The organism is Castellaniella sp., assembly GCF_041677825.1.
Classification (GTDB): domain Bacteria; phylum Pseudomonadota; class Gammaproteobacteria; order Burkholderiales; family Burkholderiaceae_B; genus Castellaniella.
Genome location: NZ_JBAYPG010000002.1, coordinates 65360 through 86708 on the forward strand (window position 1 = coordinate 65360; position 21349 = coordinate 86708).

General features: G+C 64.8%; 19 protein-coding genes. 5 read left to right on the forward strand and 14 right to left on the reverse strand.

Going from position 1 to position 21349, the window contains the following annotated elements; all coding sequences use genetic code 11:
• Position 1 precedes the first annotated feature (1 nt).
• Positions 2-1189 carry a voltage-gated potassium channel protein gene (gene kch / locus WCY17_RS01290; protein WP_372700361.1) on the reverse strand — a complete coding sequence of 396 codons (1188 nt, stop codon included), beginning with the start codon at positions 1187-1189 and terminating at the stop codon, positions 2-4.
• A gap of 93 nt (positions 1190-1282) precedes the next feature.
• Here kch and WCY17_RS01295 point away from each other — a divergent pair, with 93 nt between their 5' ends.
• Positions 1283-2176 carry a cation diffusion facilitator family transporter gene (locus WCY17_RS01295; RefSeq protein WP_372700362.1) on the forward strand — a complete coding sequence of 298 codons (894 nt, stop codon included), beginning with the start codon at positions 1283-1285 and terminating at the stop codon, positions 2174-2176.
• 2 nt (positions 2177-2178) lie between these two features.
• Entirely contained in the window at positions 2179-4599 is a 2421-nt protein-coding gene (locus tag WCY17_RS01300) for a heavy metal translocating P-type ATPase (RefSeq protein ID WP_372700363.1), read from the forward strand.
• On the opposite strand, the gene WCY17_RS01305 is transcribed toward WCY17_RS01300, so the two are convergent.
• The 4 genes from WCY17_RS01305 to tkt all read right to left on the reverse strand — a co-directional run bounded on the left by WCY17_RS01305 (position 4557) and on the right by tkt (position 9648).
• Positions 4557-5243, reverse strand: a complete 687-nt coding sequence (locus WCY17_RS01305) for a haloacid dehalogenase type II (protein WP_372700364.1) — start codon at positions 5241-5243, stop codon at positions 4557-4559. The genes WCY17_RS01300 and WCY17_RS01305 overlap by 43 nt on opposite strands.
• A 67-nt stretch (positions 5244-5310) precedes the next feature.
• On the reverse strand, positions 5311-6489 hold the full coding sequence (locus WCY17_RS01310; RefSeq protein WP_372700365.1) for a phosphoglycerate kinase: 1179 nt from the start codon (positions 6487-6489) through the stop codon (positions 5311-5313).
• Positions 6490-6580: 91 nt separating this feature from the next.
• Complete coding sequence (gene gap / locus WCY17_RS01315; RefSeq protein ID WP_372700366.1) at positions 6581-7591, reverse strand: type I glyceraldehyde-3-phosphate dehydrogenase; 1011 nt, start codon at positions 7589-7591, stop codon at positions 6581-6583.
• On the reverse strand, positions 7588-9648 hold the full coding sequence (gene tkt, locus WCY17_RS01320; protein ID WP_372700367.1) for a transketolase: 2061 nt from the start codon (positions 9646-9648) through the stop codon (positions 7588-7590). The genes gap and tkt overlap by 4 nt, the downstream gene beginning before the upstream one ends.
• A gap of 123 nt (positions 9649-9771) precedes the next feature.
• Here tkt and WCY17_RS01325 point away from each other — a divergent pair, with 123 nt between their 5' ends.
• Entirely contained in the window at positions 9772-10494 is a 723-nt protein-coding gene (locus WCY17_RS01325; protein ID WP_372700368.1) for a 16S rRNA (uracil(1498)-N(3))-methyltransferase, read from the forward strand.
• Positions 10495-10562: 68 nt separating this feature from the next.
• On the opposite strand, the gene WCY17_RS01330 is transcribed toward WCY17_RS01325, so the two are convergent.
• The 4 genes from WCY17_RS01330 to WCY17_RS01345 all read right to left on the reverse strand — a co-directional run bounded on the left by WCY17_RS01330 (position 10563) and on the right by WCY17_RS01345 (position 15574).
• Entirely contained in the window at positions 10563-10991 is a 429-nt protein-coding gene (locus WCY17_RS01330; RefSeq protein WP_372700369.1) for a barstar family protein, read from the reverse strand.
• Between the two features lie 26 nt (positions 10992-11017).
• Positions 11018-12250, reverse strand: coding sequence for a patatin-like phospholipase family protein (locus tag WCY17_RS01335; RefSeq protein WP_372700370.1), 1233 nt, complete (start codon positions 12248-12250; stop codon positions 11018-11020).
• The gene (locus WCY17_RS01340; RefSeq protein WP_372700371.1) at positions 12225-14519 is read right to left on the reverse strand and encodes an NADP-dependent malic enzyme; all 2295 of its coding nucleotides are present in this window, start codon (positions 14517-14519) and stop codon (positions 12225-12227) included. Before WCY17_RS01340 ends, WCY17_RS01335 begins: the two co-directional genes overlap by 26 nt.
• A 140-nt stretch (positions 14520-14659) precedes the next feature.
• Positions 14660-15574, reverse strand: a complete 915-nt coding sequence (locus tag WCY17_RS01345; RefSeq protein ID WP_372700372.1) for a hypothetical protein — start codon at positions 15572-15574, stop codon at positions 14660-14662.
• Between the two features lie 62 nt (positions 15575-15636).
• Here WCY17_RS01345 and WCY17_RS01350 point away from each other — a divergent pair, with 62 nt between their 5' ends.
• On the forward strand, positions 15637-16818 hold the full coding sequence (locus WCY17_RS01350; RefSeq protein WP_372700373.1) for a pyridoxal phosphate-dependent aminotransferase: 1182 nt from the start codon (positions 15637-15639) through the stop codon (positions 16816-16818).
• A gap of 18 nt (positions 16819-16836) precedes the next feature.
• Here the strand turns inward: WCY17_RS01350 and WCY17_RS01355 are convergent, their stop codons facing one another.
• Positions 16837-17718 carry a transglycosylase SLT domain-containing protein gene (locus tag WCY17_RS01355; RefSeq protein WP_372700374.1) on the reverse strand — a complete coding sequence of 294 codons (882 nt, stop codon included), beginning with the start codon at positions 17716-17718 and terminating at the stop codon, positions 16837-16839.
• Positions 17719-17841: 123 nt separating this feature from the next.
• Between WCY17_RS01355 and WCY17_RS01360 the strand changes: the two genes are divergently transcribed.
• A complete protein-coding gene (locus WCY17_RS01360; RefSeq protein ID WP_372700375.1) occupies positions 17842-19389 on the forward strand; it encodes a UbiD family decarboxylase in 1548 nt (515 codons plus the stop codon).
• A gap of 51 nt (positions 19390-19440) precedes the next feature.
• Here WCY17_RS01360 and WCY17_RS01365 read toward each other — a convergent pair whose 3' ends face one another.
• From WCY17_RS01365 to upp, 4 genes are all read right to left on the reverse strand, one after another.
• A complete protein-coding gene (locus WCY17_RS01365) occupies positions 19441-19851 on the reverse strand; it encodes a hypothetical protein (RefSeq protein ID WP_372700376.1) in 411 nt (136 codons plus the stop codon).
• Positions 19848-20273: a phage holin family protein gene (locus tag WCY17_RS01370; RefSeq protein ID WP_372700377.1), complete on the reverse strand. Its 426-nt coding sequence runs from the start codon at positions 20271-20273 to the stop codon at positions 19848-19850. Before WCY17_RS01370 ends, WCY17_RS01365 begins: the two co-directional genes overlap by 4 nt.
• Positions 20274-20278: 5 nt before the next feature.
• A complete protein-coding gene (locus WCY17_RS01375; RefSeq protein WP_372700378.1) occupies positions 20279-20602 on the reverse strand; it encodes a YqjD family protein in 324 nt (107 codons plus the stop codon).
• 71 nt (positions 20603-20673) lie between these two features.
• Positions 20674-21312, reverse strand: coding sequence for a uracil phosphoribosyltransferase (gene upp, locus WCY17_RS01380; RefSeq protein ID WP_372700379.1), 639 nt, complete (start codon positions 21310-21312; stop codon positions 20674-20676).
• Between the last annotated feature and the right edge of the window lie 37 nt (positions 21313-21349).

A 21349-nucleotide genomic window follows, 5' to 3' on the forward strand; every position in this document is an offset into this window, starting at 1 on the left:
CTCAGGCCGGGGTTTTCTCGCCGAACAGCAAACGCTTGATGAGCGCATCGTCGATCGGTTCGCCACTGAGCGTGCGCGCCAATATTTCGGCCCCCAATGCCTGCAGGGAAATCACGATGTCGGGATTGACGTGCCGCACCTTGTCGAGGTGTGCCGGCGCGTTCACCAGCGCGACCAGCCGGGTATCGGGCCCGATGACCTCACGGGCAGCCAGGATGATGAACGCATTTTCAGCATCTTCGGCGCGCAGCGCCAGCACGTAACGGGCCTCATGGGCGCCGGCACGGCGCAGCAGCTCGGTGTCGCTGGCGTCCCCTTGCAGGATATCGGCCTGCGCCGGAAAAACGCCCGGATCGCCCGGGGCCTGGATCACGGTGACTTCGTGCCCGCGCTGGATCAGGGCATGGTACAGGCTCAGCGCCAGCGGGCCCGTGCCCGCCAATACGGTGTGGTCTTTTCTCATGACATGTGAAATGCGCCCATACAATAATCGCCGTATGTTGCCCCCCACCAGGGGCCCGACAACCACGCTGAGCGAAGTGGCAAAAAGCGTGATCCCCAGCATCACCACCGACAACGTGAACATGCGTGCAGCCTCACCCTTGGGCACGATGTCGCCATAGCCGACGGTGGACATGGATACGAGGGAAAAATAGAACGCAGTGACAGGATCAACGATGGCCGGCGAAAACTCGTTCCCCAGATACAGGCTGCCAAACACTGAATACACCAGCAGGCAGCTGAGGGCCAGAATGGCAAACAGGCTGCCGGCGGCGAGGCTGGCGCGGTCGAAATGATGCCACTTGGCCACCAGCATGCCGGCCACGAGAATCGTGAAGATGATCAGGCTGGCAGGCCCCGTGTCGACCTTGACCAAAAATGCGGCCATGGCCAGCAGCAGCAGGACGCTCATCGCCCACGCAATCCGCGCCCGTGCCAGAAGACCGATGGCCATCAGCTGGATCACCAGACCCAGCATCACGCGTGTCACGTGGGTGACCCCGCCCGACTGGAGGTACCGGGCGACCGCCGCGCCATCGCTGGCCACAAAGGCATCCAGCAGATCATGGCCGCGCAGCGTGCCCCAGGAAGGCCGCAGGAAAAGATGCCCGGCCAGCGCCACCAGAATGGCCAGCAGCCAATGCCAGGGGAAATCCTTCAGCCAATGGGATACCCGGGTTTTGATCAAGGCAGTACGCATGTGCAGGCGGGCTGGATCAAAGTCAAGAATCCAGCCAGTGTAACGTAAGTATTCTGCCAACGAGGCCTATATACTGTCTCCATGTCCAGTCCGCCATATCCTTTTCCCGAACCCGAAGAGCGCCAGAGGGCAGCGCACCGCAGCACCTGGATCAGCGTATGGGTGAACATCGTGCTCACGGTGTTCCAGATGGTCGTGGGTGTGTTCGCCCAGTCCCAGGCCCTGATTGCCGATGCCATCCACTCGCTGTCCGATCTCATATCCGACGGGGTCGTGCTGATCGCCAACCGGCACAGTGGCAAAGGCCCTGATGACGATCATCCCTACGGTCACCTGCGCTTCGAGAATGCAGCCACGCTGGCCGTGGGCCTGCTGCTGGCGGTCGTCGGCATCGGCATGCTGTGGCGCAGTGCCGAACGGCTGCAGGCACCCGAGCTCATCCCCACCGTGCATCAGGTGGCGCTGTATGTCGCGCTCATGGCGCTGATGGCCAAGGAACTGCTGTTTCGCTACCTGTTGCACGTCGCCCGGCGCGTGCGTTCCACCATGCTGGTGGCCAATGCCTGGCACGCCCGCTCCGATGCAGCGTCATCCCTGGTGGTGGCACTGGGCATCGGCGCCAACCTGGCCGGCCTGCCACTGGCCGACCCGCTCGCCGCACTGATCGTTGGCCTGATGATTCTGCGCATGGGCTGGAAATTCGCCTGGCAGGCCTTCAACGACCTGGTTGACCGGGCGGTCGACGAAGATACCCAGCACGCCATTCGCGAATGCATCCTGGGCACGCCAGGGGTCCGGGGCGTGCATGATCTGCGTACGCGCAAGATGGGCGACATGATCTGGGTCGAAGTCGATATCGAAATGGATGGCCAGCTCACCATAGAAGCCGGCCACGCCATTGCCGTCGAGGCCCGCCGGCGGGTCATGGCCGATCTGCCCGTGCTGGACGTCATGACCCACTTCGATCCGGTGTGATCATGATCCACGAGCGCGCACACCACCCGTTGCCTGCGAACGCGCACGCCACCAGGCGCACGGCCGGGTGTGGGCACGACGTGCCCCCTGCCTGCACAGGCCCCCACGGCCCCCACACAGACCTCCACGGACACACAGACCGGCATGATCATGCCGGGCATGGCCATGCCTCCCTTCAGGCGGCAACTGACACCGTCTGCTGCGGCAACCCGGAGACGGGCGCGCCAGCCATCAGGCTCGATGCCCCCCGAATGGAAGGCGCCCTGCTGCGCACCCAGTTGCGCATCCGCCAGATGGACTGCCCGACCGAGGCCGCCCTGATCCGCCAGGCCCTTGAACCGCGCAGCGATGTCCAGATGCTCGAGTTCAACCTGATGGCGCGCGTACTGACCGTAAGTCATCGCCCCGAGGCACTGGACGATATCCTGGCGGCGATCCGGGCGCTGGGCTTCACGCCAGAACAATCGGGCGATCACCTGGCACCTGAACGGCCCCGGCCATGGTGGCCGCTCATCGCCAGCGGGGTGGCGGCACTGGCTGCAGAAGCCGCCCATTGGCTGGCGGCGCCCTGGTGGCTGCCCGCCATGCTGGCGGTACTGGCCGTGGCCGGCAGCGGTGTGGGCACCTATCGCAAGGGCTGGACTGCACTGCGGCATGGCCAGATGAACATCAATGCGCTGATGAGCATCGCGGTCACCGGCGCGCTGATCCTCGGGCAGTGGGCCGAAGCCGCCATGGTCATGGTGCTCTACGAGGTGGCCGAACGGATCGAAGCCCTGTCGCTCGACCGGGCCCGGCGGGCGGTGCAGGGCCTGATGCAGCTCAGCCCCGATCATGCCGCCGTTCAGCAGGCCGACGGCCAGTGGCTGGCGATCGCAGCCACCGATGTCCAGCCAGGCGACCGGATCCGGGTGCGGCCGGGTGAACGCATTGCCGTCGATGGTGAGGTCATTGCGGGGCAATCGGCCATCGATCAATCCCCCATCACCGGCGAGAGCCTGCCCGTCGAGAAGGCCACGGGAGACCCCGTCTACGCGGGCACGATCAACGGCAGCGGCACGCTCGAATACCGCGCCACCAGTCTGGCCGAAGACTCTACACTGGCACGCATCATCCGGGCAATCGAAAGCGCACAGTCCGCCCGCGCCCCGACCCAGCGCTTCGTGGACCGTTTTGCGCGCGTCTATACGCCGCTGGTCGTGCTGTTTGCGTTCGGGGTGGCCATCGTGCCACCGGTACTGGGCCTGGGGGGATGGTACGACTGGATCTACAAGGCCCTGGTGCTGCTGGTGATCGCCTGCCCCTGCGCGCTGGTCATTTCAACGCCGGTGACCATCGTCAGTGGCCTGGCGACGGCGGCGCGCCACGGCGTGCTGATCAAGGGCGGCAGATATCTCGAACAGGGTCGCCATCTTCGCTGGCTCGCGCTCGACAAGACCGGGACCATCACGCATGGCCACCCTGAACTGACCGATCTGGACATCCTGGGCGACGCTGCCGTGCCGCATCCCCATGCATTCGCCCTGGCCATGGCGCAGGCCTCGGATCACCCCGTATCACGAGCCATTGCCGCAGGCCTGCGCAGCCGGCCTGAAGCAGCCGCCGGCCCTGCAGCGCCCACCTTGAGCAGCTTCCAGGCATTGCCGGGGCGAGGCTCGCGCGCCGACATCGCGGGCCGGACCTGGTGGCTTGGCAATCACCGGCTGATCCACGAACAGGGCCTGTGCTCACCGGCGCTCGAGGCACGCCTCGAAGCACTCGAGCAACAGGGCAAGACCGTTGTGATGCTGGCCAGTGGCACCCAGGTGCTGGCACTGTATGCCGTGGCGGATACCATCAAGCCCGACAGCCGGGCCGCCATCGGGCAGCTGCATGCACTGGGCGTGCGCACCCTCATGCTGTCGGGCGACAACCCCCATACCGTGGCCGCGATCGCCAGGCAGGCTGGCATCACCGAGGCGCATGGCGATCAGTTGCCCGAAGACAAGCTGCAGGCCATGACGCGCCTGTCGGCCACCAAAGCCGTCGTGGGCATGGCCGGCGACGGCATCAACGATGCGCCTGCCCTGGCGCGCGCCGACATTGGTTTTGCAATGGGCAGCATGGGCACCGACGCGGCGCTCGAGACCGCAGATGTGGCCCTGATGGACGATGACCTGCGCAAGATTCCGTGGTTCGTGCGCCTGTCCAGGCGCACGCACGCGATACTGGTGCAGAACATTGCCCTGGCCCTGGGCATCAAGCTGGTCTTTCTGGTCCTGACCATGATGGGCCTGGGGACCATGTGGATGGCGGTCTTTGCGGATGTGGGGGCCAGCCTGCTGGTCGTGGGCAACGGGCTGCGCCTGCTGCGCAGCCCAACGAATTCACTTGCTGGAATTCATTTTCCGCCCAGACATTCGACCACTTCGGCAAACCCCTGAACGACCAGGTCGGGTGCCGGGCCAAATGATCTGGGCACTTCGTTCTTGCGGTTCATCCAGATGCCCTGCATGCCGACTTGCTGCGCACCGGCCACATCGAACCAGCCCGCGCTGATGTGCACCATGTGTTCCGCCGCCGTGTTCGCGCGTCGCGCACCATGCAGGTACAGTTCTCTGGCCGGCTTGTACTGATGCACTTCTTCCACACTGATGAAATCAGTGATCAGATCATCGATGCGCGCAATCCGGACCAATGACCTGAGCATGTCCGGGCTGCCATTCGAGAGCACGTATACGGGATACCCGAGCCCCCGCAATGCCTGCACCCCGGTGCGTACATCATCGAACACCTTCAGCTCGTGGTAGACACCCAGAATGTCATCGACTTCGCTGTCCGGCAGCTCGATTGCATGGACCTTGAGCGCATACTTCAAGGCCTTGCGGTTCAATTCGTAGAAGTCTTCGTAGACCCTGTAAAAATTGCACAGCATGCCGTACATGAGCGACTCGGCGCGCCACAGGCGGGCGACTTCATCGGCATTGCCGATCTTCCTGCGCAACGGCTCTGCAGCGCTGTCCACATCCAGCAAGGTGGAATAGGAGTCCATTACAACGGTTTTTATTCTTGCAACATCGAGTGCCATTTGGTCCTTGTCCTGTGATGAGTCTGGTGCAGCCAGGCTGTACGACGCACGGAGCCCGTCGTCGGCATCAGCGTTCGAGCGCAGCCACGGCCGGCAGCGTGCGCCCCTCGAGGAACTCGAGAAAAGCCCCGCCACCAGTGGAAATATAGCTCATGCGATCTGTGATGCCGAAATGCGCGATGGCAGCCAGCGTATCGCCGCCACCGGCAATCGAAAACGCAGCGGACTCCGCAATGGCGTGGGCCAGCACCTGGGTACCCCTGGAAAAGGCCTCGAATTCGAATACCCCCACCGGGCCATTCCAGACGATGGTGCCCGCCGAGCGCAGCTGACCCGCCAGGCGCGCCGCCGTGCGAGGGCCGATATCGAGGATCATGTCAGCGGCAGCCACCTCGGCCACCGGCTTGACCGTCGCGGGCGCGTGCGCTGCGAATTCGGGTGCCACCACGACGTCTTCCGGAATCGGCACCTGCACCCCGCGCGCCTGCATGGCCTGCATGATGGTGCGCGCCTGATCGACCTGATCGGGTTCGGCCAGCGAGCGGCCGATGGGCAGGCCCGCGGCGAGCATGAATGTATTGGCAATCCCCCCACCGACGATGAGCTCGTCGACACGGGCCGCAAGCGATTGCAGGATGGACAGCTTGGTGGATACCTTCGAACCGCCCACAATGGCCACCAGAGGCCGACGGGGATTGTCCAGGGCACGGCCCAGGGCATCGAGTTCGGCCGCCATCAGAGGCCCGGCACACGCCAGCGGCACGGCGCGTGCCAGGCCGTCGGTCGTGGCTTCCGACCGATGCGCCGCACCAAATGCATCATTCACATAGACATCGCACAGGGCGGCCATGCGACGCACGAGTTCCGGGGCATTGCGCTTTTCGCCGCGGTTGCAGCGGCAGTTCTCGAGCAGTACGACTTCGCCTGGGGCCACCTGCACCCCATCCAGCCAATCCACCATGAGGGGCACGGGCTGGCCCAGCAGTTCGGCGAGGCGCTGCGCGACCGGCTGCAGGCTGTCTTCAGGGCGCACCAGCCCTTCCTGGGGACGCCCCAGGTGCGAGGTGACCATGACGGCCGCGCCCGCCTGCAGGGCCAGGCGTATCGCTGGCACCGAAGCCCGGATGCGCGTGTCGTCACGGATCCGCCCCTGATCCAGCGGTACATTGAGGTCGGAGCGGATGAAGACACGCTTGCCCTGCAAGGCAGTGCCGCGCGCCAGATCGGATAACAAGGCAATCGTCATGGAAGGGCCCCCTGGTGGCACGAAAAATGGGGCGGGTTGCGCCCCGCCCCGACAGACACGCGCCAGCGCCGCGCTGACGCGGGGATATCGCTCAACGGGCTGCCATGAGCGCCACTGTGGTATCCAGCATGCGGTTCGAAAAACCCCACTCGTTGTCGTACCAGGAGGACACCTTGACCAGGGATCCGGAGACCTTGGTCAGGGCAGCGTCCACCGTGCTGGAGGCGGGGTCATGATTGAAGTCGATCGACACCAGGGGTTCGGTGGTGTAGGCAAGAATGCCCTTGAGCGGCCCCCGGGCGGCGTCAGCAAGAATACCATTGACCTCGTCCACCGACGTATCGCGACTGGCCACGAAGGTCAGGTCGACAATGGATACATTGATGGTGGGTACACGGATGGCGTAGCCATCGAGTTTGCCATTGAGCTCAGGCAGGACCAGGCCCACCGCCGAGGCCGCCCCCGTCTTGGTGGGAATCATGCTGTGCGTGGCCGAGCGCGCACGGCGCAGATCCGAATGGTAGACATCGGTGAGCACCTGATCATTGGTATAGGCGTGCACGGTGGTCATCAGGCCGGTGACCACACCCAGTTTCTGATGCAGCGGATACACCAGCGGTGCCAGGCAGTTGGTGGTGCAGGAGGCGTTCGAGATCACCGTATCGGAGGCCTTGAGCACCTGATGGTTCACACCGTAGACGATGGTGGCATCGACGTCCTTGCCTCCAGGCGCCGAGATGATCACTTTCTTGGCCCCACCCTGCAGATGGGCTGACGCTTTTTCCTTGGAAGTGAAAAGCCCCGTGCATTCGAGCACCACGTCGACCTCGAGTTCCCCCCAGGGCAGCTGGGCCGGATTGCGCTCTGCCAGCACACGGATTCGATCACCATTGACGACCATGCAGTCGCCATCGACCTCGACCGTGCCCGGGAAACGGCCATGGGCCGTATCGTGGCGTGTCAGGTGCGCATTGGTTTCGGGATTGCCCAGGTCATTGATGGCGACGATCTGGATATCGTGCTGCTTGCCGTCTTCGTAGTGTGCTCGCAGGATGTTGCGGCCTATGCGGCCATAGCCATTGATGGCAACGCGGATCGTCATGAGAAATCTCCTTGTAAAAGCTGCTCGGTGGTGGCCGCCACGTGTTCGGCCGTCAGCCCGAAATGTTTGAACAATTGCCCTGCAGGTGCGGATTCGCCGAATGTGTCCAGACCCACGACGGCCCCATTGGTGCCCACATACCGGTACCAGCCTGCCGTCACACCGGCTTCTATCGCAACTCGGGGCAAATGGGCAGGCAGCACGGCAGTGCGCCAGGACGCCGGCTGCACATCGAACGCCTGGGTGCATGGCATGGACACCACGCGCGTGGCCGTACCCCGCTCGGCCAGGAGATCCTGCGCCTGCAGCGCCAGCTCGACCTCGGACCCCGTCGCAATGAGCACGGCACGCGCCCCGGCCATGTCGCGCAGGATATAGCCGCCGCGCGCAATGGCCTGCGTGGTGTCCGCATCGCGTGCCACGAAAGGCAGGTTCTGGCGCGAAAGCAGCAAGGCCGTGGGCCCGCCATCGTGCACGGCCATGCCCAGGCTGGCCGGGCGAGCCAGCGCGCAGCGCCAGGCTACGGCCGTCTCGGTGGTGTCGCAGGGCCGCCAGACATGCAGGTTGGGAATCAGGCGCAGACTGGCTGCCTGCTCGACCGGCTGGTGGGTCGGACCATCTTCACCCACGCCGATCGAATCATGGGTGAATACATGCACCACCCGCTGCTTCATGAGCGCCGCCATGCGCAGGGCGTTGCGGGAATAATCGGAAAAAGTGAGAAAGGTGCCCCCGAAAGGCAGAAAGCCGCCATGCAGGGCAATGCCGTTCATGATGGCCGCCATGCCGAATTCGCGTACGCCATAATTGATGTGGCGCCCTGGTTGCAGGCCGGAATCCGTGCGTCGCAACGGCACCACCCCGGGCCAGTCAGTGAAGTTGGACCCGGTCAGGTCGGCCGAGCCCCCGAGGAGCTCGGGCAGGATGCCTGCAAAGGCTGCAATCGACTGTTGCGATGCCTTGCGGCTGGCGATGGACTCGGCCCGGTCCTGCGTGGCACGGACCCAGTCGGCGGCGCGGCGCTCGAAATCGACCGGCAGCTCGCCCGCCATGCGCCGGCAGAGTTCGGCCGCCAGGCGGGGGTGTTCTGCCGCATACTGATCAAAGCGCGTCTGCCACTCGGATTGCAGTTCGGCACCCCGGCGTCGGGCATCCCAATAATCGTAGACTTCACGGGGGATCTCGAATGGCGGCAGGGTCCAGCCCAGCGCCTTGCGGGCGGCCGCGATTTCGTCGGCCCCCAGAGGAGAACCATGGATTTTCTCGGAACCGGCCTTGTTGGGCGCCCCCTTGCCAATGATGGTACGGCAGCAGATCAGGGTGGGCCCGTGATCGGCCTCGGCATGCGCGCGCGCCTGGCCGATGGCGGCTTCGATGGCGGCCATGTCATGGCCGTCGACATTGCGCAGCACATTCCAGCCATAGGCTTCGAAACGATCCGGGGTCTTGTCGGCAAACCAGGACTGCACCTGCCCATCGATGGAGATGCCGTTGTCATCGTAGAAGACGATCAGGCGCGACAGCCCCAAGGTGCCGGCAAGCGAGCAGGCCTCATGGGAGATCCCTTCCATCAGGCAGCCATCACCCACGAACGCCCATGTCAGGTGGTCGATGATGGCGTGCCCCGGACGGTTGAATTCTGCCGCCAGCAGGGCCTCGGCAAGCGCCATGCCGACCGCGTTTGCAAGCCCCTGACCGAGCGGCCCAGTGGTCGTTTCGACCCCCGGCGTGACCCCGACTTCAGGGTGCCCCGGCGTGCGTGAATCCAGCTGGCGGAAATTGCGCAGCTCGGACATGGACAGGTTGTATCCTGTCAGATGCAGCAAGGCATAGAGGAGCATCGAACCATGCCCATTCGAGAGCACGAAACGATCGCGGTTCACCCAGGCGGGATCCGACGGGTTGTGATTCAGGTGCCGGGTGAACAGCACATGAGCGATGTCGGCCATGCCCATGGGTGCCCCCGGGTGTCCCGAATTGGCATGCTGTACGGCATCCATGGCCAGAATACGAATGGCGTGGGCCATGGAAGGGTCGGGGGCAGACAGAACACTCATGGGGGCTCGGTGGCCAGCCAGGGCCACGGGGCCCGGCCAGACAGTTTTCAAGTGGCAAATCCCCTCATTTTAACAGCTTGGTGCAAGTGATTTATTATTCATGCCCTGAACCAGAGATCCTTCATGAGCACGCCCCGATTCTTCTACCCCGCGCCGCTGGTCGGCCAGACGCAGCCCGGGCTGCCGGAACCCATGGCGCACCATGCGCAGCACGTGCTGCGGCTCGGGCCAGGCCAGCACGTGGTCCTGTTTGATGGCCACGGCGGCGAATACCCTGGCGTACTGCACAGCTCGGGCACCGGGCTGTATGTCCAGCTGGCTGGGCATGATCCTGTTGAGCGCGAGCTCACCGGGCAACTGGTCCTGCTGCAGGGGCTGGCCAGCGGCGACAAGATGGACTGGATCGTCGAAAAGGCGGTGGAACTCGGGGTGAGCGAACTGCAGCCCATCACCGCCCAGCGCAGCGTACTGCGCCTGGCAGGCGAGCGGCTGGGCAAGCGCATGGCACGCTGGCAGGCCATCGTGCAGTCTGCCAGCGCGCAATGCGGGCGCAATCGGCTGATGCGGGTACACGCCCCTGTCAGCCTGGCTGACGCGCTGGCCCAGGCACGCGGCACGGTATTGTTCTGCGACCCCGAAGGGGGGCAGGCCCTGTCACAGGCCCTTGCCGACGCGCCGGCACGCCTTGGCCTGCTGATCGGCCCCGAAGGCGGCTGGTCCGACCAGGAACACGCTCTTGCACGACAGCACGGCCTGCTGCCCATACGCTTCGGACCCCGTGTCCTGCGCACAGAAACCGCCGGGATGGCACTGGCCGTGGCGTGCACGACCCTGCTGGGCTGGTAGGCCGGGGTACACCCGACCCGGATTGCCGCAGGTACGGGCTGTTCAGCCGACGTGCCCCGCGTACGGATTCAGTCGCCGCGCCCCGAATACGGGGTCGGGTCGACCCCGGGTTCGGGCGCCGGGTGTGCACCAGCGTGCTGGATGGCGTACGCAAAGCGGCGCTCGTTGTTGGCCGCGAATTCGACCACATCATCGCATACGGCCTGTATGGCCAACGTGTCTTCAGCCAGGGCCGGATCCCCGGAATGCAGGTGCCGAAACCAGAGAAACAGGCCTTCCTTCTGGTCGAGCAGGGTATCGCACAAGCCATCGTACAAGGCGTCGAAATCGCCCCCGAAGAACTCCGGATAATCGATCGCCTTGACCACTGCGCGCAGCACGGCCGAACGGTTGCGCGCCCGGTCGCAATCCACGACCAGCGCCGTCAGGCCGGATTCGGCTGCCGCGGCCAGCGCAGCACTCTCGCTGACGGATTCAGCATCGACCCTGCCTTGCATGGGTGCATTTTTTGTCTGGGCCGAACTCATGCGGACCACTCCTTGAAAAAAGCGATCACTTCTTCAGCGTGATTCATGCTGTCGGACCTGCCCAGTTCGATCAGGCTGCGGGTGTAGCCAGGTTCGAACAACAGGTAGGATACCAAGGCCCCACCCCCTGACTCCAGCCTGCGCGGCGAAACACCCAGCACCCGGAACAAAGTACGCACGGCCCGCGGCAGCTCGTCGAGGTGCTCCAGTGCGATCTCGTCCAGAGAGCGACTGGGTGCGATCATCAGGGTATGGATGGGACGCAGTGTCTCGCTTTTTAATCCATTTGCAGGGATTCGCGCAAGCAGGCCGTTGATTCGCTGCATGCGCTCCATGTCGAGCGCCACGCCATCGAGGAAGATATTCGACAGCGTATGGCCGGCAATCTGCGCAATGCTGGGATACGGCGGGCTGAGATCATGGTTGTCGGGCCCCATGCCGCCCTGATCGTTGGTGCCGATGACGAAAACCCGCTGCGCCCCCAGATGGATGGCCGGGCTGATGGGCGCCAATTGCCGCATGGAGCCGTCACCGCACCACAGGGTACGCCCCTGTGTGAGCAGGGCCCGGGCCGGAAACACGAAGGGAATGGCACTGGATGCCAGGAGATGATCCACCCCGATGGGGCAGGCCACGGCGCGCCGCAACGTGCGCGTCCACGGCTCGATGGCCCGCCGCGCCTGGTAGAAGGTCAGATGCTCGCCCGAGGTGTAGTCGGTGGCCGTCACCGCCAGCGCCGCCAGACGCCTGCTGGCCAAATTGCGTTCCAGGAGCGGGAAATTCAGGGTACGCGCCAGCAGGTCTGCAAGCGGCTGGTTGTTCAGCAGGGAATGCGGCGCCCGGTGGGACAGCTGGGGCCGGATCCACCCCAGTGCGAACATGCCCAGCCACTGCAGGCCCGTATGCGCCAGACGCGGAATATCGGCGTAATAGATGTTGTCGGTATGCAGCGATTGCCACAGGGTAACCAGATGATCGATGGCCTGATGCGGCTGATGCGCCCGGCAGGCCAGCGCGGCTGCATTGATGGCACCCGCCGATGTGCCGCAGATGATGTCGAACGGGTTGGCGATCCCGGGCCTGCGCCCGGGATCGAGCAATTGCATGACCCCGGACAGGACCCCCGCCTGATAGGCTGCGCGAGCCCCCCCTCCGGTGAGCACGAGGCCAATGGCGCCGCCACCGGGCCCCCGTCCGGCCAGATCAGGGAGTTCTCGGTTTGTTGGCATCGACCACGGTCAGTGCGGTCATGTTGACGATGCGCCGCACAGTGGAGCTGGATGTGAGGATATGCACCGGCGCATTGGCACCCAGCAGAAACGGCCCCACCGCCACGTTGCCGCCCGCCGCCGTCTTGAGCAGGTTGTAGGCGATGTTGCCGGCATCGACGCTGGGGCAGATGAGCAGGTTCGCCTCGCCCTTGAGCGTCGTGCCTGGGAGAATGCGGCTGCGCAGTTCGGGGTCGAGCGCACAGTCGCCGTGCATTTCGCCATCGACTTCAAGTTCGGGATCCCGCGCCCGGATCAGCGCCAGTGCCGCCTTCATTTTTTCGCCCGAAGATGAGCTGCCGGTGCCGAAATTCGAGCGTGACAGCAACGCCACCTTGGGCTCCATGTTGAGACGGCGCAGTTCCTCGGCCGCCATCAGCGTGATCTCGGCCACCTGCTCGGCGTCCGGATTGTCGTTGACGTGGGTGTCGGCCAGCGCGAGCGTACGCTCTTCGAGCAGCAGGATGTTCATGGCACCGTAGGTGCACGCCCCCGGCTGCAGGCCAAGGACTTCATCGATGAATCGCAGGTGATTGCCATAGGAACCGACGGTGCCGCAGATCATGCCGTCCGCGTCGCCCAGACGCACCATCATCGCACCGATCAGCGTCAGCCGGCGGCGCATCTCGACGCGCGCCATTTCACGGGTGATGCCCCGCCGGCACATGAGTTCCCAGTAGGTGGTCCAATACCGATGGAAACGCTCATCATGCTCGGGATTGGTGACTTCGACATCCACCCCCAGGCGGATGCGCAGACCCAGGCGTTCAATGCGGGTGGCCAGCACCGAGGGGCGCCCGATCAGTATGGGCCGGGCCAGCCGTTCGTCGACCACGATCTGTATGGCGCGCAGCACCCGCTCGTCCTCGCCCTCGGCAAAGACGATGCGTGCGCGCCCCCCTTCTCGAACCATCGACCGCGCCGCCGAGAACAGCGGTTTCATGAACGCGCCCGAGTGGTAGACAAACTGCTCGAGCTGGCCGGTATAGTTTTCGAAATCCAGAATGGGGCGGGTCGCCACCCCCTCGTCCATGGCGGCCCTGGCGACGGCCGGCGAAATGCGGGTGATCAGGCGTGAATCAAACGGCTTGGGAATGAAGTAGTCCGGCCCGAAAGAGACGTCGCTGAGGCCGTAGGCCGCCGCCACCTCTTCGTTCTGCTCTTCGCGCGCCAGGCCACAGATGGCCTGCACGGCGGCCATTTCCATGCCGCGCGTGATCGTGGTGGCACCGACATCGAGCGCGCCACGAAAGATGTACGGAAAGCACAGCACGTTGTTGACCTGGTTGGGGAAATCGGAGCGCCCGGTGGCCAGCACGGCGTCTGGACGCACGGCCAGGGCGTCGGCGGGCAGAATCTCCGGATTCGGGTTGGCCAGCGCCAGTATCAGCGGCCGTTCAGCCATTTTCTCGACCATGGCCTGCTTGAGTACCCCGCCTGCCGACAGGCCCAGAAAAACATCGGCCCCGCCAATGATGTCATCGAGCGTACGCGCGTCGGTCTGCCGGGCGAAGCGGGCCTTCTTTTCGTCCATCAGTTCGCGGCGGCCCGCGTAGACCACCCCCTCGATATCGGAAACCCAGATATGCTCGAGCGGCAGCCCCATGTCCATCATCAGATCCAAACAGGCCAGGGCAGCGGCCCCGGCACCCGAGACCACCACCTTGACCTGGGCGATGTCCTTGCCCACCACCTGCAGACCATTGACGAAGGCAGCCGTAACGCAAATGGCAGTGCCGTGCTGGTCGTCGTGGAACACCGGGATATTCATGCGTTCACGCAATTTCTTCTCGATGTAGAAGCACTCGGGTGCCTTGATGTCTTCGAGGTTGATGCCCCCGAACGTGGGTTCCAGCCCGGCAATGATGTCCACCAGGCGGTCGGGATCCTGTTCGCCGATTTCGATGTCGAAGACGTCCAGACCGGAAAAACGCTTGAACAGCACCGCCTTGCCTTCCATGACCGGCTTGGCGGCCAGTGCACCGATATTGCCCAGACCCAGCACGGCCGTACCGTTGGTGATCACCCCCACCAGGTTGCCACGACCGGTATAGCGGAACGCATTGTGGGGATCGGCGACGATCTCGTCGCAGGCCGCGGCGACCCCGGGGGAGTACGCCAGCGCCAGATCGCGCTGATTGGAGAGCTGTTTGGTGGGGGTGACCGAGATCTTTCCAGGACGGCCGTGCTCGTGATATTCGAGCGCCGCAGCACGCAGGGATTCGTCCATGAAGGCATGCCTTATCAAAGTGAGCATGCCCGGGCAGGGCCCGAGCATGGCAGTGGAAGATGTTTCATTCTAGCCGCTCGCGAGCCCGACGACTACGCCCGCGCGACCACTGTTTCCGCAGATGATCCCCCGGCCTGCGTTCAGGACGGCACTTCGAAGGACTGGGCCTGCCCTGGAAACAGGCCATCGGGGTCGAACAGCTGTTTGATGGCCCCATCGCGCTCGGCAGACTGTGAACGCGCCACCACGCGCTGGCCATAGCGCTCGCCCCACGGGCGCCGCACGGGCTGCCCCAGGCGCTCGTCGAATACCAGCCATTCGACCCAGCCCAATTCACCCCCATGACCGAGCAGCAGCTGGGCCAGATTGACGCTGTGGCCATCCGCCGGGCACAGTGCGTCGAGACGATAGGCGCCCTCCCAGACAGCGCCGCTCGCTGGCGCCTGGACGATGGACGCCGCCAGTTCGAACAGGCGCGGCACCATGGACTGCACCCTGACATTGTCGAGCGGCTTCTGGTTGTCGACACCGAACGCGCCCAGGTTGGCGCGCGTGCCGTCGCCGAGAAGCACCTGGGCATGCACCAGGCCACTGTCGATGGTGTGCCCTGCATCCCAGTCGCACGAGCGGCGATCGGCCAGCCACGCGGCCACCGTCAGATGGGCCGGCTGGTCGCGGAACTGGCGCAGGCCCACCGCTTCCAGATCCCCCAGCAGGCAGCCTGGCTGCACGAACCAGCGTGGGTCGGATTCACCCAGGCGTTCGCAGCGGGCGATTGCCGCGCCGGGTTCGACCCACAGCACGGGCTCGCCATCGAGCCGGGCCCCGGACGGTATGCCATCGAGCGCCAGCGTGATGCCGAATTCATGGCACAGGGCGCGCACCTGAAAGACGTCCTGCATGCCGGCCGGCACCATGCGCGCACCGCCCGCCGCGGTACCGAAATCGAACACCGACCCTTCCACGACCCGCCTGAGGCGCGACAGAAAGTGCTCCCAGGGTGTGCGCTGTGACCGCTGGCCAGTGAGGAACGCGCGTCGCGATGTGGGCTGCATGACAGAAGTCTCCCAGGTCAGCCGCTACAATACGGCATTCGATGATTCAGCAGGATGCGGCAATGCCCAGGCCAGCAGACAGGACCCGGCACACGGTGCCATTTTATGCGATGGAAATCCTGAAACAGGCCCAGGCGCTGGCGGCACAAGGCCGGGACATCATCAGCCTGGGGGTGGGCGAACCCGATTTTCGGGCGCCACCCGCCGTACTCGATGCGCTTGCACGGGCCACGGATGCCGGCCTGGGCGGGTATGTCGAGGCGTTGGGCATCCCTGCACTGCGCGAGGCGCTGGCACATTATTACAACCAGCATTTCGGCACCACACTGGATGCCTCCCGCGTGATGGTCACCTCGGGCGCCTCGGGCGCCTTGTTGCTGGCCGCCATGGCCCTGATCAACCCTGGCGACGAAGTCCTGATGCCAGACCCCTGCTATCCGGCCAACCGCAACTTCATTCTGGCCGCAGGCGGCCAGACACGGCTGATCCCCACCGAAGCCGCACAGAATTTCCAGCTCTGTGCGGATGACATCCATACGCACTGGGGGCCGCAGACCCGAGGTGTGCTGATTGCCTCACCCGGCAATCCGACCGGCACATCCATGAGCCGCAGCGCCTTGCAGGCACTGATCGCGGCCGTTCGCGCACGTGGCGGCTGGATCATCATGGACGAGATCTATCTGGGGCTGGCCTACGATCACGCGCCCGGCAGCGCGCTGACGCTGGACGACGACATCGTGGTCATCAACAGCTTCTCAAAATACTTCCACATGACCGGGTGGCGCCTGGGGTGGCTGATCGCGCCGCCCACCCTGCTGCCTGCGCTCGAGCGCCTGGGCGCAAGCCTGGCCATCTGCGCGCCGTCCCTGGCGCAGCACGCCGCCCTGGCCTGTTTCGAGCCCGATACCCTGAAGATCTACGAACAGCGTCGGCAAGCCTTCCAGCAACGGCGTGACTTCCTCTTGCCCGCCTTTGCGGGCCTGGGCCTGGACATACCCGCACGCCCCGATGGCGCCTTCTACATTTTTGCCGATATCCGCCGCCTCGGCCTGGACAGCACTGCATTCTGCCAGCAACTGCTGCATGAAGCCGGCGTGGCAGCAGTGCCCGGCCTGGATTTCGGTCAGGCTCACGCGGCGCACACCGTACGTTTTTCGTATGCCATCGGGCTGGGCCGCCTGCAGCAGGCGATCGAACGGATGGCCCCCTTCCTGGCGTGGCTTGCGGATGCACCCCAGAACTGAGCCCCCCATGCAGCACCCTCAGCCTACGTTGCCGGCCACATCACGGCCCGGGATGCGGTCAACAGGCGCCAGCCCCGAGGCCAGTGCCATGCGGCGCCGCTCGGCGAGCACCTTGGCGCCATAGCCGCCATCACTGGGGCCCGTGGCGCCCACGTAACAGGCCAGGCCGCCGGCCACCGACCCCCTGCGCCGCATGCAGTCTGCCAGGATGCGCCCACCCACACGCATGTTGACCCCTGGATCGAAGACGCTGCCAACCCCGCCCTCGGCCTGCAGTTTGTCGCGATGAACCCGCGTCATCACCTGCATCAGCCCCTGCGCCCCCACCGGGCTCTCGGCAAACGGGTTGTACCGCGACTCGATCGCCGCCACCGCCAGAATCAGCTGGGGATCCAGACCCATCTCATCGCCCAGCATGAACGCAGTACGCAACAGCGCGTCGGCCACACTGCGGGAAATCTGATATTTGCGCGCCAGATAACTGCCCAGGCCATGGCGCTGGGCTGCGCTGATACCGGGCACCGGTTCATCGGACAGGCTTTCAGCCAACGCCTGGGCAAACCGGGTCTGACCCTCCGAGGCCAGACCATCCAGCGACGCAGACCCGCCGGCCACGGCGGCGCCATCATCATCGGCGCCCTTGTGCTGGACGAAGGCATCGGCCAGGCTGCTGGCGACATCATCGAAATCGGGGCGGGTGAATTGCGCCCATTCGGGCACATCGGCCTGCTCCAGCACATCACTGGCGGGCGGGTTCTGGAACATGGCCAGCACCGCTTCATGGAACTGCTGGGATTGTTCGCGCATGGAGGGCAATACCAGGCTCAGACCCAGGGTAGTGAGCACCGCCAGCCCAAGATAGATGGCACTGACGTGGATGAACTCGCCCAGGACCAACACGGCCTGACCTGCCCCGCGTCGCAATCGTCGGGCTGCGGCCGCCGGCATGGTGAAATGGCTCCGTCTGGACAAAGGGAATGGTAATCTTGCAGACCTGACACTGTAACCTGATTGGCCCTTTCTGTGAAATACCGAGACCTGCGTGATTACATCACCCTGCTCGAGCAGCGCGGCGAGCTCAAGCGCATCCAGGCGGGCGTATCCACCCACCTGGAGATGACCGAGATCTCTGACCGGGTGCTGCGCAGCGGTGGGCCGGCCCTGCTGTTTGAAAATGTACAGCACGGCGGCCAGGCCTGTGCCACACCGGTACTGACCAATCTGTTCGGTACCGCCCAACGGGTCGCCTGGGCCATGGGCGCCGAATCGGTGAATGCCCTGCGTGCCACCGGAGAACTGCTGGCTGAGCTGCGCGAACCGGCCCCTCCCCACGGCATGCGCGAGGCCCTGGGCAAGGTCGGGCTGCTCAAGGCCGCACTCTGGGACATGAACCCGCGCACCCTTCGCACCCCCCCCTGCCGAGACGTGGTGCTCGAAGGGCCGGATGTCGATCTACATCGATGGCCCCTGCAGCACTGCTGGCCGGGCGACGTGGCCCCCCTGCTCACCTGGGGCCTGGTCGTCACCCGCGGGCCACGCGCGCGCCGCCAGAACCTGGGCATCTACCGCCAGCAACTGCTGGGGCGCAACAAGCTGATCATGCGCTGGCTGTCACATCGGGGCGGGGCGCTGGACTTCCGCGACCATGCACTGGCTCACCCGGGGAAACCGTTCCCGCTGGCCGTGGCGCTGGGCGCGGATCCGGCCACGCTGCTCGCCGCGGTCACGCCCATACCCGACAGCCTGTCGGAATACCAGTTTGCAGGCTTGCTGCGGGGCTCACGCAGCGAACTGACGCCCGCCCTGATCGACGGCAGCCTGTCGGTGCCCGCGCACGCCGAGATCATACTCGAAGGCCATATCCTGGCGGCCGATGACCCGCGGGCCCAATCTGCGGATGTGCCTGCCGGGGCCACGCCCCCCCCGGCGACCGGCTACGAGATGGCCCTCGAAGGGCCATTCGGTGATCACACGGGCTATTACAACGAGCAGGACTGGTTTCCCGTATTCACTGTGGATCGCATCACCCATCGCCAGAATCCCGTTTATCACAGCACCTACACCGGGAAGCCACCCGATGAGCCGGCCATTCTGGGGGTGGCGCTGAACGAGGTCTTCGTGCCCCTGCTGCAGCGGCAATTTCCCGAAATAACCGATTTTTACTTGCCCCCGGAAGGCTGCAGCTATCGCCTGGCGGTCGTATCCGTGCGCAAACAGTATCCGGGGCATGCAAAACGCATCCTGTTCGGGCTCTGGAGCGTGCTGCGCCAATTCATGTATACCAAGTTCATCATCGTGGTAGACGACGATATCGACATCCGCCAGTGGCCTGAAGTGGTCTGGGCCATGACGACCCGCATGGATCCCGTCCGGGATACGGTACTGGTGGACCACACCCCGATCGACTACCTGGATTTTGCCTCGCCGGTATCCGGCCTGGGCGGGAAGATGGGCCTGGATGCAACCCACAAATGGCCCGGAGAAACCCAGCGCGAATGGGGGCGCACCATACACATGACCACCGAGGTCACGCAGCGGGTCGATGCCATGTGGGCTGAGCTCGGCCTTTAGCCGGGCTTTTGGCCAGGCCCGAAAGCCCGATCGGGCGCACGAAGAAGCGGTTCAATCAGGGTCTGGCTGCGGCGCGATCCCGGACGCTGTGTCAGGAGCGGCCCCGGAAACCGCATGTGCCCGCGCGGCATGATCGCGCCGGGCCAGCCAGACCAGGCCTGCGATGAGTGCAGACTTCAACGCCAGGCTGCGCCGCGTCGGTGTGGAAAGCAGCGAGGTGAGGATCGACAGCGACACCGGGTAGCGCCGCACCAGGCGCCAGCCTGCGCCCAGCCAGCCTGAAGATGCCCCCCCGAGATGATCACGCACCGTCGCCACGAGCGCACCGGGCTGCAGCCCCTCTGCCAGGCTGCCCAGGCTGTGCTGCAGCGCGATGCGGTCATAATCGGCCTGCAAGCGCAACACCTGGATGCGGATCTTTCTGTCGGCAGCCGAGAGGGCGGGTGGAACGACTGGGCTCATGTGGAAGAACCCCCGGGATCACCAGCCGACCGATCCGGCTCGGAACGATGACGGCGCAGCCCGGCCAACGCCTGGGTATCCTGGCCGAGGACCGCAGCCGTGACGGCAAAAGGCGGCGCATCGTGACGTACCTTGTGCACCAGCCACAGGGCAAGCGCCAGGCCCGCCAGGGCATACGCCAGCGCCATCAGGCCCAGCGCCCAGTACCGCCACGGCGTGGGCCAGAACAGCAGCGCCAGGGTGAAAGTGATGACCAGCAATGCCAGAAACAGGCACAGCGCAGCGGCCAGCAGCAGGGCCAGCCGCAGCAACAGGCGATCGCGCGCCTCGAGCGCTTCGAGGCCGAAGAGTTCGAGTCTCGTGCCCAGCAATGCGGCCAGATGGCTGGCGACATCGACAAAAGCGCGCGCGACGGCAACCACGGTATTCAGCGCCGCGAGAGCAGGGCACCCAGCAGCAGCCCGGTGACGCCGGCAATGCCCACGGCTTTCCAGGGATTGTCCTGCACGTATTGGTCGGTCTCGTGCACCACCTTGCGGCCCTGTTCGATGAGATCCGCCTGGGTTTCACGCAGTTTTTCGCGCCCCTGATCCAGGGCTTCGAGTGCCCGGACACGAAGATCAGCCGCTTTCTCGCCTGTGGCATCTGCCGCCTGGCGCAGCAGCTCTTCGGCATGATCGAGGCTGGCCTTGAGATCTTCGATCAGGGCGTCCGGGGTGGACTGGGTGGCGAGGCTTTTACGTTTGGCCATGAGGCTCTCCTGTGAATGGCATGGCTCATCCTACCCCAATCCAGACGCTGCGTCTTGCGAAACCGACCGTTTCAGTCGGTTTTCTGGCCCGTGCCGAAAATGCGGTCGCCCGCATCGCCCAGACCGGGAATGATGTACCCATGCTCGTTGAGATGACTGTCGATCGATGCCGTGTAGATATGCACATCAGGGTGTGACTGCTGCACCGCGGCAATCCCTTCTGGGGCGGCCACCAGAACCAATGCGCGGATATTGCGACTGCCCGCCTGCTTGAGCATGTCGATGGTGGCGACCATCGAGCCGCCAGTGGCCAGCATGGGGTCGACGATGAGTGCGAGCCGCTGATCAAGCTGCCCCACCAGTTTTTCAAGATAGGTTTGTGCCTGCAGGGTTTCTTCGTTGCGGGCAATGCCCACCGCGCTGACCTTGGCGCCCGGGATCAGCATGAGCACCCCGTCGAGCATGCCGATACCGGCGCGCAGGATAGGCACCACCGTCACCTTCTTGCCCGCCAGCTTTTCGACATCGAGCTCGCCCGCCCACCCCTGGATGCGCACCGGCTCGAGCGGCAGGTCCTTGGTGGCTTCGTAGGTGAGCAAGGCGCCGATTTCCTGGGCCATTTCACGGAAATTCTTGGTGCTCAGGTCAGCGCGCCGCATGAGGCCAAGCTTGTGTCGGATCAGGGGGTGCTTGATTTCGTGTATGGGCATGGCGGCAGACTGGCAAGGGCGCAGCCGACCAAGGCCG

Bases quoted from the DNA above. Each gene is read 5' to 3' on its own strand.
- WCY17_RS01295 (WP_372700362.1), top strand. From the start codon at position 1,283: ATGTCCAGTCCGCCATATCCTTTTCCCGAACCCGAAGAGCGCCAGAGG.
- WCY17_RS01350 (WP_372700373.1), top strand. From the start codon at position 15,637: ATGCCCAGGCCAGCAGACAGGACCCGGCACACGGTGCCATTTTATGCG.
- gap (WP_372700366.1), bottom strand. From the start codon at position 7,591: ATGACGATCCGCGTTGCCATCAATGGCTATGGCCGCATAGGCCGCAAC.
- WCY17_RS01325 (WP_372700368.1), top strand. From the start codon at position 9,772: ATGAGCACGCCCCGATTCTTCTACCCCGCGCCGCTGGTCGGCCAGACG.
- WCY17_RS01375 (WP_372700378.1), bottom strand. From the start codon at position 20,602: ATGGCCAAACGTAAAAGCCTCGCCACCCAGTCCACCCCGGACGCCCTG.
- WCY17_RS01300 (WP_372700363.1), top strand. From the start codon at position 2,179: ATGATCCACGAGCGCGCACACCACCCGTTGCCTGCGAACGCGCACGCC.
- WCY17_RS01310 (WP_372700365.1), bottom strand. From the start codon at position 6,489: ATGACGATTGCCTTGTTATCCGATCTGGCGCGCGGCACTGCCTTGCAG.
- WCY17_RS01335 (WP_372700370.1), bottom strand. From the start codon at position 12,250: ATGCCAACAAACCGAGAACTCCCTGATCTGGCCGGACGGGGGCCCGGT.
- WCY17_RS01365 (WP_372700376.1), bottom strand. From the start codon at position 19,851: ATGAGCCCAGTCGTTCCACCCGCCCTCTCGGCTGCCGACAGAAAGATC.
- upp (WP_372700379.1), bottom strand. From the start codon at position 21,312: ATGCCCATACACGAAATCAAGCACCCCCTGATCCGACACAAGCTTGGC.
- WCY17_RS01330 (WP_372700369.1), bottom strand. From the start codon at position 10,991: ATGCAAGGCAGGGTCGATGCTGAATCCGTCAGCGAGAGTGCTGCGCTG.
- tkt (WP_372700367.1), bottom strand. From the start codon at position 9,648: ATGAGTGTTCTGTCTGCCCCCGACCCTTCCATGGCCCACGCCATTCGT.
- WCY17_RS01305 (WP_372700364.1), bottom strand. From the start codon at position 5,243: ATGGCACTCGATGTTGCAAGAATAAAAACCGTTGTAATGGACTCCTAT.
- WCY17_RS01340 (WP_372700371.1), bottom strand. From the start codon at position 14,519: ATGGACGAATCCCTGCGTGCTGCGGCGCTCGAATATCACGAGCACGGC.
- WCY17_RS01345 (WP_372700372.1), bottom strand. From the start codon at position 15,574: ATGCAGCCCACATCGCGACGCGCGTTCCTCACTGGCCAGCGGTCACAG.